Below are 13,231 nucleotides of genomic sequence, written 5' to 3'. Positions count from 1 at the left end.
CCCCGCGAGACGCTCGTCGAGTTCCGGGGCCGCCCGTCCGAGCGAGTCGGCGCCGCGGTCGGTTCAGCGGTGGCCGAGGAGGGGCGTGCGGTCGGCGTAGCCGGCCCGGCCCGCGCGGGCGACCGCGTCGGGCAGCGCCGCCAGCAGCGCGTCGACGTCGGCTTCGGTCGAGGTGTGCCCGACGGTCATCCGGAGCGCCCCGCGGGCCTCGTCGTCGGTCAGCCCCATCGCCAGCAGCACGTGCGACGGCTCGGGGATGCCCGCCTGGCAGGCGGAGCCGGTCGAGACGCTCACCCCGGCGGCGTCGAGCAGGAACAGCAGCGAGTCGCCCTCGCACCCCTCGAAGGTGAAATGCGCGTTGCCGGGCAGCCGGTCGACGGGGTCGCCGCGCAGCACGGCCCCGGAGACCGCGGCACGGACGCCCGCGATGAGGCGGTCGCGCAGCGGCTCGTAGTCGGTGTGGGGCTGCTCGGCGGCGACGGCGAAGGCGACGGCCGCCGGGGCGTCCTGGGTGCCCGATCGGACCTGCCGCTGCTGCCCCCCGCCGTGGATGAGCGGGACCACCGTCGCCGTGCGAGACAGGACGAGCGCTCCGATCCCGATCGGTCCGCCGATCTTGTGCGCGCTGACGCTGAGCGCCGCGAGCCCGGATCCGGCGAAGTCGACCGGCACCTGCCCGTAGGCCGCGACCGCGTCCGAATGAACCGGCACGCCGTGCGCCTCGGCGAGCGCGGCGACCTCCGCCACCGGCTGCAGGGTTCCCACCTCGTTGTTCGCCCAGAGCAGGCTCACCAGGGCGACGTCGTCGTGGGCCTCGAGCGCCTCGGCGAGGGCGTCGAGGCGGAGGCGACCGAGTCCGTCGAGGGGGATCCAGGTGACGAGGGCGCCCTCGTACCGCTCGAGCCACTCGACGGTGTCGACGGTCGCGTGGTGCTCGCCGGCGGCCACGAGGAGGCGCGGGCGGGGCCGGTCGGACTGGCGCGCCCACCACAGGCCCTTGAGGGCGAGGTTGACGGACTCGGTGCCGCCCGAGGTGAAGACGACCTCGATGGGCTCGCAGCCCAGGGTGGCGGCGACGCGCTCCCGCGCCTCCTCGAGGACCCGTCTGGCGCTCTGCCCCGCGCTGTGGATCGACGAGGGGTTGCCGACCGCGCCGAGGGCCTCCGTGTACGCCGAGAGGGCCGCCGGATGCATCGGCGTCGTGGCGGCGTGGTCGAGGTAGACGGTCATGGCGGTTCTCCGGATCCGAGGAGAGAGAGGGCGGGACGGAGGCGGGCCCGAGCACGGAGGGGCCGAGGTGGGCCCCGCGGCCGGTTCGAGCGAGGCCTCGCGCTCATCTACTGTAAGTGCCGTGTCCGACATCGACTCCCTGCGCGACCTGGGTCTGACCCGCGGACCGGACGGGCCGACCCTGCGGGTGTGGTCCAGCTCGGCCACGAGCATCGATCTGGTCGTCGACGACGCCCCCCACGACCGCGTCGTGCCCCTGACCCGCGGCGACGGCGACGTCTGGAGCGCCACGGACGGTGCGCTGACCCCTGGTCGGCGCTACTGGCTCCGTGCGGACGGCCCCCCGGGACGCGGGAACGCCTTCGACCCGTCCCGCGAGCTCCTCGACCCCTACGCGCGGGGACTCGGCCGCACGGGCCGGGGCACCTGGCAGTCGGCCGTCGTCGACGAGTCCTTCGACTGGGGCGGCGTCGCCAAGCCCCGCACGCCGCTCGACCGGGTGGTCGTCTACGAGGCCCACGTGCGGGGTCTCACGCGCCTCGCGCCGTTCGTCCCGGAAGAGCTGCGCGGAAGCTACGCCGGTCTCGCGGCGGAGTCGACCATCGCCTACCTCAAGGGTCTCGGAGTGACCGCCGTCCAGCTGCTGCCCATCCACCAGCACGTCGACGAGGAGCGGCTCGTCGCTCAGGGCATCGAGAACTACTGGGGCTACAACACCCTGTCGTACTTCGCGCCCCATACGGCCTACGCGAGCCGCGACGCCCAGCTGGCCGGCGCCTCCGCGGTCCTGAGGGAGTTCAAGGGGATGGTCCGGCTGCTGCACGAGGCCGGCATCGAGGTGTACCTCGACGTGGTCTACAACCACACGGCCGAGGAGGGCGAGGCCGGCGGTCCGGTCACGAGCCTCCGCGGTCTCGACGGTTCGCGCTACTACCGTCACGACGCGGCCGGCGATCCCGTCGACGTCACCGGCTGCGGCAACTCGATCGACACGAGCACGCCGGCCGCGGCGCGTCTCGTCCTCGACTCGCTTCGCTACTGGGCGGACGAGGTGCAGATCGACGGCTTCCGCTTCGACCTCGCGGCGACGCTCGGCCGCGGCGCCGACCACGTGTTCGATCCCGAGCACCCCCTCCTGACCGCGATCGTGACCGACCCGGCTCTCGAGGGGGTCAAGATGATCGCCGAGCCCTGGGACGTCGGCCTGGGCGGATGGCAGACGGGAGCCTTCCCTCCCGGCTGGATCGAGTGGAACGACCGGTTCCGCAACCGCTCGCGCGAGTTCTGGCTGACCGACGTCGCCGCAGCCCGGGCAGACGGCCTGCCGCCGTCGGGGCTGGGCAGCTTCGCCTCGAAGCTGAGCGGGTCGAGCAACATCTTCGCTCGGGAGCGCGGCCCCGTCGCGGGTCTGAACTTCATCACGGCGCACGACGGCTTCACCCTGCTCGACCTCGTCTCGTATGACGCCAAGCACAACCTGAGCAACGGCGAGGGCAACCGCGACGGCACCGACGACAACCGGTCGTTCAACCACGGCATCGAGGGCGAGAGCGTCAACCCGTGGATCTCCGACGCCCGTCGGCGCTCGATGCGGAACCTCCTGGCGACCCTGTTCGTCTCGGCGGGCGTGCCGATGCTCACCGCCGGAGACGAGCGGGGCCGCACCCAGCACGGGAACAACAACGCGTACTGCACCGACAGCGAGCTCACCTGGGTCGACTGGTCCGACGAGCCGTGGCACGTGGCCCTCCGCGACGACGTCGCAGCGCTGACCCGGCTGCGGGCCGAGAACCCCGCTCTCCGTCCGATCCGGTTCGGCGTCGACGGGGCCTGCACCCTCAGCGCCAACGAGATGGCCTGGTACTCGGCCTCGGGCGTCGAGATGCACCCCGACGAGTGGAACGACGTCGCGGTCCGGACGGTCCAGCACCTCGTCACCTCGACCCCCGAGCACGAGGAGCCGAACAGCGTGCTCGTCGTCGTGCACGGCGCGGAGACGACGATCACGGCGACCCTGCCGTCCCCCGACGGGGTCGCCGGCTACGAGGCCCTGTGGTCGAGCGACGACCGGGGGCTGCCGGCCGGTTCGGCACCCGGAGACGACATCGTCGTCTCGGGTCCGACCGTCGTCGTCTACCGGATCGTCTGAGCGTCCCGTGTCGACGAGCCGCGCCTCCTCGTCCGGTCCGTCGACGCCGGCGACCTCGGCCCTGACCGCGCTCGGCATCGCCTTCGTCGCGCATCCCTACGAGCACCGCGACACGGCGACCGACTACGGCGCCGAGGCGGCCGCCGCCCTCGGGGTCTCCGACGATCGGGTGCTCAAGACGCTCATGGTCGAGGCCGACGGAGCCCTCGTCGTGGCCGTGGTGCCCGTCTCGCGGCGTCTCGACCTCAAGGCGCTCGCGACGGAGGTCGGGGCCGAGAAGGCGGTGCTGGCCGCCCCGGCCCTCGCCGAACGTCGCACGGGCTACGTCGTGGGCGGCATCAGCCCCCTGGGGCAGCGGACGGCGGCGACGACCGTGATCGACGCGAGCTGCGCCTCCTTCACGACCGTGTTCGTCAGCGGCGGGAGGCGCGGGTTCGACGTCGAGATCGCGCCGGACGACCTCGTGCGGGCCGTGAACGGCCGGTACGCCGCCGTGGCACGGGACTGAACCGTGGCGGAGCAGCGCGTCGAGGGGACGCTCACGAGCTGGGACGACGCCCGGGGCTTCGGGTTCCTGAGTCCGGCGTCCGGTCGCGGCCGGGTCTTCGTGCACATCACCGCCTTCGGCCGCGGAACGCCCCGCCCCCGCACCGGGGAGGCCTACTCGTACGTCGTCGACGGCCACGGGGATCGCCGACCGCAGGCGGTCCGCGTGGCCCGAGCGGGGGCTGCCTGGTCGCCCCCGAGAGCGAGGTCTCCGCGACCGTCGCGTCGGGGCCGGGCCGCTGTGGCCGCGGCGGTCGTGGCGAGCGGGGCGCTCGTCGCCGTCGCGCTGACGACCGGCGGGCACTGGCCGGGCGCGGGATCGCCGGACGCGCTGTGGGCGAGGTGGTGGGCGGTCGGCCTGCTGGTCGCGCTCAACATCGGGACGGCCATCGCCTACGCGGTCGACAAGCGGGCCGCCCGGCGGGGCACGCGACGCGTGCCGGAGCGGACCCTCCTCGTCTGCGGGCTCGCCGGCGGGTGGCCGGGCGCGGTCCTGGCGCAGCAGCTGCTCCGGCACAAGACCGGCAAGCCGGCGTTCCGTCGGGCGTTCGCGCTCACCGTGGCGGCGCACCTCGCGATCGTCGCCCTGAGCGGGGTCGTCGTCGCCGCACTCGTCGGCTGACGGGCCGTGCGGGCGGGCTCCGGGGCGGAGGAAGACCGCGTCGACGCGGTTCGGGTGGCGACCGGACCGGTTCGGGCCGGGTCCGGGCGCTCACCGTCGCTCGCCGTGTTCGTCGATCGCACGGGACAGCCTCGGGTCTGAGCGGTCCATGCACCCGACGGGGCGTCCGCAGTCGGGACGTCGCCGATCGACGGGCGCCGGGCTCTCGGGGCGGTTGTCGCTCCGGGCGGGCAGGCCGCGTCGTCGTCTCGACTGTACTGGTCCCCCAAACGACGGACAAGGATGCTCGGACCCGTCGCCCACCCCAGAAGGGGGGTCAGTCGTGCGCCGAGCGCCCCGCCGAACGACGGCCGCGCCCCCGCCGCCTGATGCGCTCCGCGCGGTGCGCGACGAGGCCGGAGACGATCATGTAGCCGGCGTAGCCGAACAGGGCCACGGCCAGCAGCGGGACGATCCAGGCGCGCGCCGACCCGTTCACCGCCTGATTGACGAAACCGAGCCAGGGGACGCTGTACCAGAGGGTCCCCCTGACCTGGACCGGCAGCACGGCCTCGTCGTCGGCCTCGTCGTTGTTGTCGCCCTTCGTGACGAACGACGTGGTGCCGTCCGACGACGACGCGATCTCGATGACCCGGTGACTGATGACCTCCGGTCGTCCCGACTCGATCTGGTAGGTCAGCACGTCGCCCACGCGGATCTCGTCGACGGGCGTCGGCCGGACGACGAGGAGCGTGCCGGGCGGCAGACTCGGCTCCATCGAGCTGGTGAGGACCGTCAGCGGGGTCGACCCGGTCGCCTTCGGCACGACGACGAGCACCACGGCGAGCGCGACCACGATCAGGAGGAGCCCGGCGCTCAGGCCGACGCCGATGCTGTGGAGCGCACCCGTCCCCGCCGAGGAGGCGCGGCGCGCGGTCATGCGCCCGTCCGGTCGGTCGCATCGCGGCTCGCGGCGGCGGTGGAGCCGGGGTCGGCGGACGCGTCGGCGTGGGCCTCGGGACGACGGCGGCCGAGCGCCACGAAGCCGCCGGCGAGGAGGGACACGGCGCCGAGCAGCAGCGGGAGCCATTCCCCGGGCAGAGGGAGACCGATGAACCGGGGGGAGGTCTCCCCCGAGGCGGCGCCCGCGGCGACGGGTCCGGTCGACGATGCGACGACTCCGTCGGCGGACCGGACGTCCGCGTCTCCCGCGACGTCCCACTCGCCGCCTCGCAGCATCGCGGCCCCGGGGACGGCGGGCGACGGGCACTCGTCGGCGGCGTCGCCCGCACGTCCCGCGAGCGACACGAGCACGGTCACGCCCACCGACTGCCCGGCCGACGACCCGGTGGCGCTCTCGGCGAGTGCGAGCGCCACGGTGACCGGCGCCTCCTCCCCGGCCGAGAGCAGCCCCGGTGCCCTGAGGGCCGTGCAGGCCGGCGAGCCGAGCGGCAGGGAGGGCGTCGGGTCGGCCGACGTCTCGGCGCCCCGGGTCGCCGTGACGGTCAGATCGCGGGCGAAGGCCGGGGACGAGACCTCGACGTCGACGACGCGCGCCGCGAGCACGGCCGGGTCGCTGGTGACGTTCTTCACCCAGAACGTGGTCGAGGTCGTCCCGCCGGGCACGAGCGCCTCCCCCGCCGCCGTGGGTCCCGCCGTGAGGCGCACCTGCCAGCGCAGCCCGTCGGCGCTGAGCATGAGTCTCGGCGGGTCGGCGCGTCGCCCCGCGCCGGCACCCTCGCGGGGTGCCGCGGCGTGGGCGACCGTCGCCGCCGGCCCGCCGACGAGCGCCGGCATCAGCACGGCTGCGACGACGGCGACCACCACGGCGCGACTCGCCCTGGCGCGGGGCGTCGGGTCCGGCGCCGTCCCGTCGTCGTTCACGGGCACTGGATGTTCCTCAGGCCGTTCGGGTCCTGACCGGCGACGACGACGCCCGTCGCGGCGACGGCACCCGCGACGCCGTCGACCACCACGCGGATGTCGACCGTGATGCGACCGTCGCCGTAGGGGTTCTTCGGGAGCGTCTCGCGGGTGAAGGCGAAGTGCGGGTAGTGGCCGGTCTCGGTGGCCGTGCCGACCCGGGTCGATCCGACGAACGAACCGTAGGTGGTCTCGATGGGTCGGTCCGACGGGTCGAAGTCGAGCCACGCGTAGTAGATGTCGGTGGACGAGCAGGTGGCCGTCTGGCGGGGCGGCACTGTGTTGTTCTGGACGAAGCGGCGCTCCTGGGCCGGAGCACGCCACGACCCGGCCGCGAGGGATGCGGTCAGCACGGGCGTGACGCGTCCGAGGGGCGACGACGTCGACGTCGACGAGCGGAGGCACCAGGCGACCGACGCGCCCGCTGCGAGCGACCCGCCGAGCCGAGGAGGCGCGGCCCACGTGCCCGAGACCGAGCCGGCTCCGACCGCTGCGGACGCCGTGCACGCCGCGGCGGGCGTCTGCCCGCGCGCGACGGGCCAGGCCACGACCGAGATCGAGGACGCGAGCGCTGCGGAGCTGCCGGAGGCCAGGGACGCCGTGGTCGAGTAGTCGGCGTCCACCGTGCCCGTGTTCGTGAACGACCACGATCCGGTGACCGCGGGGACGGAGGCCGTGTAGTCGCGCTGGAGGGACGCGAGGTCGGTCGCGCTGAGACCCACGGCCCCGGTGGCGACGCGCGTCGCGGCCGGGGCGCTGGTCGTCCAGAGGGCGACCGCGGCGCCGCCGGTCGCGAGCGTCGCGCCGATGACGACGCCCGCGAGCAGCGCGAGCACGAGGCCGCGCCGGGCGACGGGGCGGGTGCGACGGCGCGTCACGGGGCGACCTGCGTCCCGGCGACGACGAACCCGACGGAGGCGGCCGTGTTCTGCACGGTGGCCGGAGCGTCGGCGTCGAGAGCGAGGACGAGACAGGCGGTCAGCGACTGACCCGCCGGCAGGACGGCCCACGACGCGCCGGTGTCGAACGAGGCCGCCCGGGTCGAGGCGCCCGCGGTCGAGACCGCGCACGAGGAGCCGCTCCGCAGGACGGCGACCGCCGCGGTGAGCTCGCCCACCACCGCGGCGTCGACGCTCGTGGGGGTCGTGCCCGTGAGGCGGAGCTGCAGCGGAACCGTGCCGGTGTTCCTCACGACGAACGTCCCCGAGACCGAGCGACCCGGCCCGAGCTTCGCGACGTCGAGCGACGAGACGCTGCCCACGGTGACGGAGGCGGAGCCGGATGCGATGACCGACGCGTTGCTGGTCGCCGAGGCCCCGAGGAGGGCGTAGGTGCCGCCGGCGGTCGCGACGAGGGCCAGGAGACCGACGACGACGAGGCCGGTGGCCGACCAGGTGGATCGGACGAGCCGGCGGAGACCGCCGGCTCGTCGCGAGGGTTCCGCACGGTGACGACGCGCGGCGGCTGCCGGTCGGCTCATCGCGCGTCTCCCGTCTCGGTGGTGGTGGCTGGTGGGGATCAGGCGATGGCGCGCTGCTTGAGGGTGAAGGTCAGCTTGCTGAGGTCGAGGGTACCGTTCATGCTCGCCGCACCCTCGGTCGCCTGCGGGAGCTCGACCACGAAGGTGACGACGGCGGTCGTGCTGCCGGCGGCGACGGGCCGGACGACGAAGCTGCCGGGGGCCGCCGGGTCGGCCGTCACACCCGCCGGCAGGGCGCTCGAGCCCGCGGCGCTGGAGACGCTCATCGTGGTGGTCGCGATGCCCTTGAGCGAACCCGTGACCGACGCGGTCGAGTAGGCGAGATCGGCGACCAGGTCGTTGCCCGACGCGTCGATCTTCATGGTCTGGGTGAAGCGGAGCTTGTTGCCCGGGACGATCCGGTACTGCGAGACGTCAGAGATCGCGACGTTGCGCCCGTTGGTGATGTCCGTCCAGGTGCCCGCGCCGCTCGTCGTCAGCGCCAGGGTGCCGGAGCTGACGCTCGCCGCGGAGACCTCCGTGTTGGCGTTCCAGAGGGCGAAGGTGCCCGCACCGCCGAGGAGGAGTGCGACGCCTGCCGCGGCGGCGATGGAGCCTTTGACGAGCTTGTTCATGACGGTCCTATCCGCGCCGTGACGGCGCGACGAGCAGCGCCCCGGGCCGTCCGTCGGGAGGACGGCCAGGGCGATGCGGTGTGAGCGGGGGATGCCGGATGTTCGGGTCCGGAGGGTGGTCAGCGGCGCCGGGCTCTCGGTGTTCCCACTGGGCGGGCAGGCCTGGCTGACGTCTACGACAGTAGCGGTCCCCCTAAGTGCGGACATAGCTTTTTCATGCATGTGCACCGACCCAGAACGGGGGGCAAAACGGACGAGACCGTCTGTCCCCACCGATGCGGACGGCATTCTGTACCCCGATCGGTCGTCTCCGAGCCCCGGAGGGGGACGACCTCTCCGACCAGGGCCGACCCCGCGCGATACCGGGTAGCGTCGCTGACGTGTCGACTGCATACGAGCCCAAGGTCGGACGGATCCCCGTCACGGCACTGACCCCGACCACCCCTGACCGGGTGTTCCCGACGAAGGCGTTCTCCGGCGAGGTGGTGCCGTTCGGCGCCACCGTGTTCCGCGAGGGCCACGACCTGATCGGTGCGGACCTCCTCCTCATCGATCCGACCGGCGAGACCACGCGGCATCCGCTCACCGCGGGCATCCCGGGCACCGATCGGTGGACCACCGAGGTGCAGCTCGAGACCGAGGGCGACTGGACCTGGCAGGTCGAGGCGTACACGGACGACTGGGCGACCTGGCTGCACACGGCCGAGATCAAGATCCCGGCAGAGCTCGACGTCGACGTGACCTTCGCGCTCGGCAGCGAGCTGCTGGCCGCCGCTGTCGACGACTACCCCGAGACCGTCCTCGTCCGCGACGCCGCCACGGCGCTCGGCAACACGTCGCTGTCCGCCGGGGCGCGCCTCCGCGTCGCCACCGACCCGCGACTGGCGGCCGTCTTCGCGAGCAGGCCGCTCGCGAGCCTGCGCACCCGCAGCTCCGTGGAGACCCTCCGCGTCGAGCGCAGCCGAGCGGGGCTCGGCAGCTGGTACGAGTTCTTCCCGCGCAGCGAAGGCGCCCGCAAGCAGGCCGACGGCAGCTGGAAGAGCGGCACGTTCCGCACGGCCGCCCGACGCCTGCCCGCCATCAGCCGCATGGGCTTCGACGTCGTCTACATCCCGCCGGTGCACCCGATCGGCACGACCTTCCGCAAGGGACCGAACAATACCCTCACCGCGGGGCCCGACGATCCGGGATCCCCCTACGCCATCGGATCGGCCGACGGCGGGCACGACGCCATCCACCCCGAGCTCGGGACGGTCGCCGACTTCCGCTGGTTCGTCGAGGCCGCCAGGAACAGCGGACTCGAGCTGGCCCTCGACCTGGCCCTGCAGTGCTCGCCCGACCACCCCTGGGTGACCGAGCACCCCGAGTGGTTCACGACCCTGCCCGACGGCACGATCGCGTACGCCGAGAACCCCCCGAAGAAGTACCAGGACATCTACCCCCTGAACTTCGACAACGACTACGACGGGCTGAGCCGCGAGGTGCTCCGGATCGTCCGGTACTGGATCGACCTCGGCGTCACGATCTTCCGGGTCGACAACCCCCACACCAAGCCCGTCCGCTTCTGGGAGTGGCTGCTGCACGAGATCCGCGAGACGAACCCCGAGGTGGTCTTCCTCTCGGAGGCCTTCACGAAGCCCGCCATGATGCAGGCCCTCGCCCAGGTCGGCTTCCACCAGTCGTACACGTACTTCACCTGGCGAAACGAGAAGTGGGAGCTCGAGGAGTACCTCACCGAGCTGTCGAAGGAGACCAGCGGCTGGCTCCGCCCGAACCTGTTCGTCAACACCCACGACATCCTCACGCCGTACCTGCAGTACGGCGGGCAGTCGGCCTACAAGATCCGCGCCGCCATCGCCGCCACGGCGTCGCCGACCTGGGGCGTCTACTCGGGTTACGAGCTCATCGAGGACGTCGCGCGTCCCGGCAGCGAAGAGAACATCGACAACGAGAAGTACGAGTTCAAGCCCCGCGACTGGGCCGCGGCCGAGGCGGCCGGCGCGTCGATCGCCCCCTACCTGACCCAGCTCAACCGCATCCGGGCGTCGCACCCCGCGCTGCGTCAGCTGCGCAACCTCGAGGTGCACTCGAGCGACGACGACGCCGTGCTCGTCTTCTCGAAGTACCTCTCTCGCGCGCACACCCGCAGCGGGCGCGCCGACGCCGTGATCGTCGTCGCCAACGTCGACCCGCACTCGGCGCGGGAGACCACCGTCCACCTCGACGTGACGAAGTTCGGGCTCACCCCCGGCGGCACCTACACGGTCAGGGACCTCATCACCGGCCAGTCCTGGACCTGGGGCGACGACAACTACGTCCGTCTCGACGCGTTCGTCGAGCCCGTGCACGTCCTCACCGTCGACCTGAACCGCGCACCGTAGGAGCACCGATCATGACCTCCCCCCTCACCCCCTCCCCGGCGGAGGACCCGACGCCGGCCGACGTCCCCGTCGAGGCCGTCGCCGCCCCGACGCCCTCGGCTCCCCCGCTCGACGACGCCGAGGTCGCGGCAGCCGCCGAGGGTGGCCACGGCCACCCGCACGCGCTGCTCGGCGAGCACACCCGCGACGGCGTGACCGTCGTGCGCGTCGTCCGACCGCTGGCCGCATCCGTCACGGTGACCGGCGCCTCCTCGGAGGTCGTCGTCCTCGAGCACCTCGCGCACGGTCTCTGGCAGGGCGTCGCCACGGCGCCCCTCGGCGGCTACGAGATCGAGGCCTCGTACGACGGAGGCGCGCCCTGGCTCGCCGACGACCCCTACCGATTCGCCCCGACCGTCTCGGACCTCGACCTGTACCTGTTCGGCGAGGGCCGGCACGAGCAGCTCTGGACCGTCCTCGGTTCGCACGTACGCGAGCATCAGGGCGTCACGGGCACCTCGTTCGCCGTGTGGGCTCCCCACGCCCAGGCCGTGCGCGTCATCGGCGAGCTGAACGGCTGGTACGGCGCCCTGCACGCCCTCCGCCGTCTCGACGGCAACGGGGTCTGGGAGATCTTCGTGCCCGGCGTCACCGAGGGCACGTACAAGTACGAGATCCTCACCCCGGACGGCGTGTGGGTCGAGCGGGCCGACCCGATGGCCCGACGGGCTGAGGTCCCCCCGGCGACCGCCTCGATCATCACGCGCTCCGGTCACACGTGGTCGGACGACGCCTGGCTCGAGCGGCGCGCGGCGACCGACCAGCACGCCGGCCCGATGAGCGTCTACGAGCTGCACGTGGGCTCGTGGCGTCCGGGCCTGTCGTACCGCGAGCTGGCCGACCCCCTGGTCGACTACGTCACGGCCCTCGGCTTCACCCACGTCGAGTTCATGCCGCTCACGCAGCACCCGTTCGGCGGCTCCTGGGGCTACCAGGTGACCGGCTACTACGCGCCGCAGAGCACCTACGGCTCCCCCGACGACCTGAAGTACCTGATCGACCGGCTGCACGCGGCCGGCGTCGGCGTCATCATGGACTGGGTTCCCGGGCACTTCCCCAAAGACGAATGGGCCCTCGGGAACTTCGACGGCCGCGCCGTCTACGAGCACTCCGACCCCCGTCTCGGCGAGCAGCCCGACTGGGGCACCCTGGTGTTCAACTTCGGGGACTCGCAGGTGCGGAACTTCCTGGTGGCCAACGCGCTCTACTGGCTCGAGGAGTTCCACATCGACGGACTGCGCGTCGACGCCGTCGCGTCGATGCTCTACCTCGACTACAGCCGCGATGACGGCCAATGGCTGCCGAACCGCTTCGGCGGCCGCGAGAACCTCGAGGCGATCTCGTTCCTCCAGGAGGCCAACGCCACCGCGTACAAGCGCCACCCCGGAATCGTCATGATCGCGGAGGAGAGCACCAGCTGGCCCGGCGTCTCACGCCCCACGAGCGACGGCGGTCTCGGCTTCGGGCTGAAGTGGAACATGGGCTGGATGCACGACACCCTCGACTACGTCGAGAAGGATCCGATCCACCGCTCGTACCACCACGGCGAGCTGACCTTCTCGTTCCACTACGCGTTCAGCGAGAACTTCATGCTCCCGATCAGCCACGACGAGGTCGTCTACGGCAAGGGATCCCTCTTCGAGAAGATGCCCGGCGACGACTGGCAGAAGCGCGCCAACCTCCGCGCGTACCTGGCCTACATGTGGGGTCACCCCGGCAAGCAGCTGCTCTTCATGGGGTCCGAGTACGGGCAGCCCACCGAGTGGAGCCAGGAGAACGGTCTCGACTGGTCCGTGCTCGACCGGCACGAGCACCAGCAGCTCTTCGACCTGGTCAGCAAGCTCAACGCCGTGTACCGGTCCGAGAAGGCCCTCTGGGCGCACGACTTCGACACCGAGGGCTTCGAGTGGATCGACGGAGGCGCGGCGCAGCAGAGCGTCGTCGCGTTCATGCGCAAGTCCGGTGACGGCGAGAGCGTCGCCGTCCTGGCGAACTGGTCGGGTCAGCCCGTGCAGATGCGCTTCGGGTTCCCCGAGGCGGGGACCTGGCACGAGATCCTCAACACCGACGCCGCCGAGTACGGCGGCTCCGGGGTCGGCAACATGGGCAGCGTCGTCGCGACCGACACCCCGTGGGCTGGTCGCCCCGCCTCGGCCGACGTGCTGCTGCCGCCCCTGGGCGTCCTCTGGCTGAAGCGACGCCCCTGAGCCGACCCGCGCCTCCTCGGCGTCCGCCGACATGACGAGGCCCCCGTCCGAATCGGACGGG

The 13,231-nt window shown here is 72.7% G+C and carries 11 protein-coding genes; 5 read left to right on the top strand and 6 right to left on the bottom strand.

What is annotated here, in order from left to right; genetic code table 11:
- Positions 1 to 63: 63 nt before the first annotated feature.
- The gene (locus ASF17_RS05915) at positions 64 to 1,230 is read right to left on the bottom strand and encodes a cysteine desulfurase family protein (protein WP_055796515.1); all 1,167 of its coding nucleotides are present in this window, start codon (positions 1,228 to 1,230) and stop codon (positions 64 to 66) included.
- Between the two features lie 121 nt (positions 1,231 to 1,351).
- Between ASF17_RS05915 and glgX the strand changes: the two genes are divergently transcribed.
- The 3 genes from glgX to ASF17_RS05900 are packed head-to-tail and all read left to right on the top strand — an operon-like array spanning position 1,352 to position 4,547.
- Positions 1,352 to 3,379 carry a glycogen debranching protein GlgX gene (gene glgX, locus ASF17_RS05910; RefSeq protein ID WP_055796511.1) on the top strand — a complete coding sequence of 676 codons (2,028 nt, stop codon included), beginning with the start codon at positions 1,352 to 1,354 and terminating at the stop codon, positions 3,377 to 3,379.
- Positions 3,380 to 3,386: 7 nt separating this feature from the next.
- Positions 3,387 to 3,887, top strand: a complete 501-nt coding sequence (gene ybaK / locus ASF17_RS05905; RefSeq protein ID WP_055796507.1) for a Cys-tRNA(Pro) deacylase — start codon at positions 3,387 to 3,389, stop codon at positions 3,885 to 3,887.
- 3 nt (positions 3,888 to 3,890) lie between these two features.
- Positions 3,891 to 4,547 (top strand): DUF1294 domain-containing protein, encoded by a 657-nt coding sequence (locus ASF17_RS05900; RefSeq protein WP_055796505.1) that lies wholly within the window; start codon positions 3,891 to 3,893, stop codon positions 4,545 to 4,547.
- A gap of 316 nt (positions 4,548 to 4,863) precedes the next feature.
- Here ASF17_RS05900 and ASF17_RS05895 read toward each other — a convergent pair whose 3' ends face one another.
- From ASF17_RS05895 to ASF17_RS05875, 5 genes are read right to left on the bottom strand one after another with little or no spacing between them, the layout of a single operon-like run.
- A complete protein-coding gene (locus ASF17_RS05895) occupies positions 4,864 to 5,466 on the bottom strand; it encodes a signal peptidase I (protein ID WP_055796501.1) in 603 nt (200 codons plus the stop codon).
- On the bottom strand, positions 5,463 to 6,416 hold the full coding sequence (locus ASF17_RS05890; protein ID WP_055796499.1) for a hypothetical protein: 954 nt from the start codon (positions 6,414 to 6,416) through the stop codon (positions 5,463 to 5,465). The genes ASF17_RS05895 and ASF17_RS05890 overlap by 4 nt, the downstream gene beginning before the upstream one ends.
- Positions 6,407 to 7,327, bottom strand: coding sequence for a hypothetical protein (locus tag ASF17_RS05885; protein WP_055796496.1), 921 nt, complete (start codon positions 7,325 to 7,327; stop codon positions 6,407 to 6,409). The genes ASF17_RS05890 and ASF17_RS05885 overlap by 10 nt, the downstream gene beginning before the upstream one ends.
- Positions 7,324 to 7,929 (bottom strand): TasA family protein, encoded by a 606-nt coding sequence (locus tag ASF17_RS05880; protein WP_055796492.1) that lies wholly within the window; start codon positions 7,927 to 7,929, stop codon positions 7,324 to 7,326. Before ASF17_RS05880 ends, ASF17_RS05885 begins: the two co-directional genes overlap by 4 nt.
- Positions 7,930 to 7,967: 38 nt before the next feature.
- Positions 7,968 to 8,543, bottom strand: a complete 576-nt coding sequence (locus tag ASF17_RS05875) for an alternate-type signal peptide domain-containing protein (RefSeq protein WP_055796488.1) — start codon at positions 8,541 to 8,543, stop codon at positions 7,968 to 7,970.
- A gap of 380 nt (positions 8,544 to 8,923) precedes the next feature.
- On the opposite strand from ASF17_RS05875, the gene ASF17_RS05870 reads away from it, so the two are divergent.
- The gene (locus ASF17_RS05870; protein ID WP_235476406.1) at positions 8,924 to 10,924 is read left to right on the top strand and encodes an alpha-1,4-glucan--maltose-1-phosphate maltosyltransferase; all 2,001 of its coding nucleotides are present in this window, start codon (positions 8,924 to 8,926) and stop codon (positions 10,922 to 10,924) included.
- An 11-nt stretch (positions 10,925 to 10,935) separates the two neighbouring features.
- Entirely contained in the window at positions 10,936 to 13,170 is a 2,235-nt protein-coding gene (glgB, locus tag ASF17_RS05865) for a 1,4-alpha-glucan branching protein GlgB (RefSeq protein WP_055796484.1), read from the top strand.
- The last annotated feature ends 61 nt before the right edge of the window (positions 13,171 to 13,231 follow it).

The sequence above is a fragment of the Frigoribacterium sp. Leaf263 genome (assembly GCF_001422285.1).
Taxonomy (GTDB): Bacteria; Actinomycetota; Actinomycetes; order Actinomycetales; family Microbacteriaceae; genus Frigoribacterium.
This window is presented reverse-complemented; position numbering and strand designations above follow the sequence as displayed.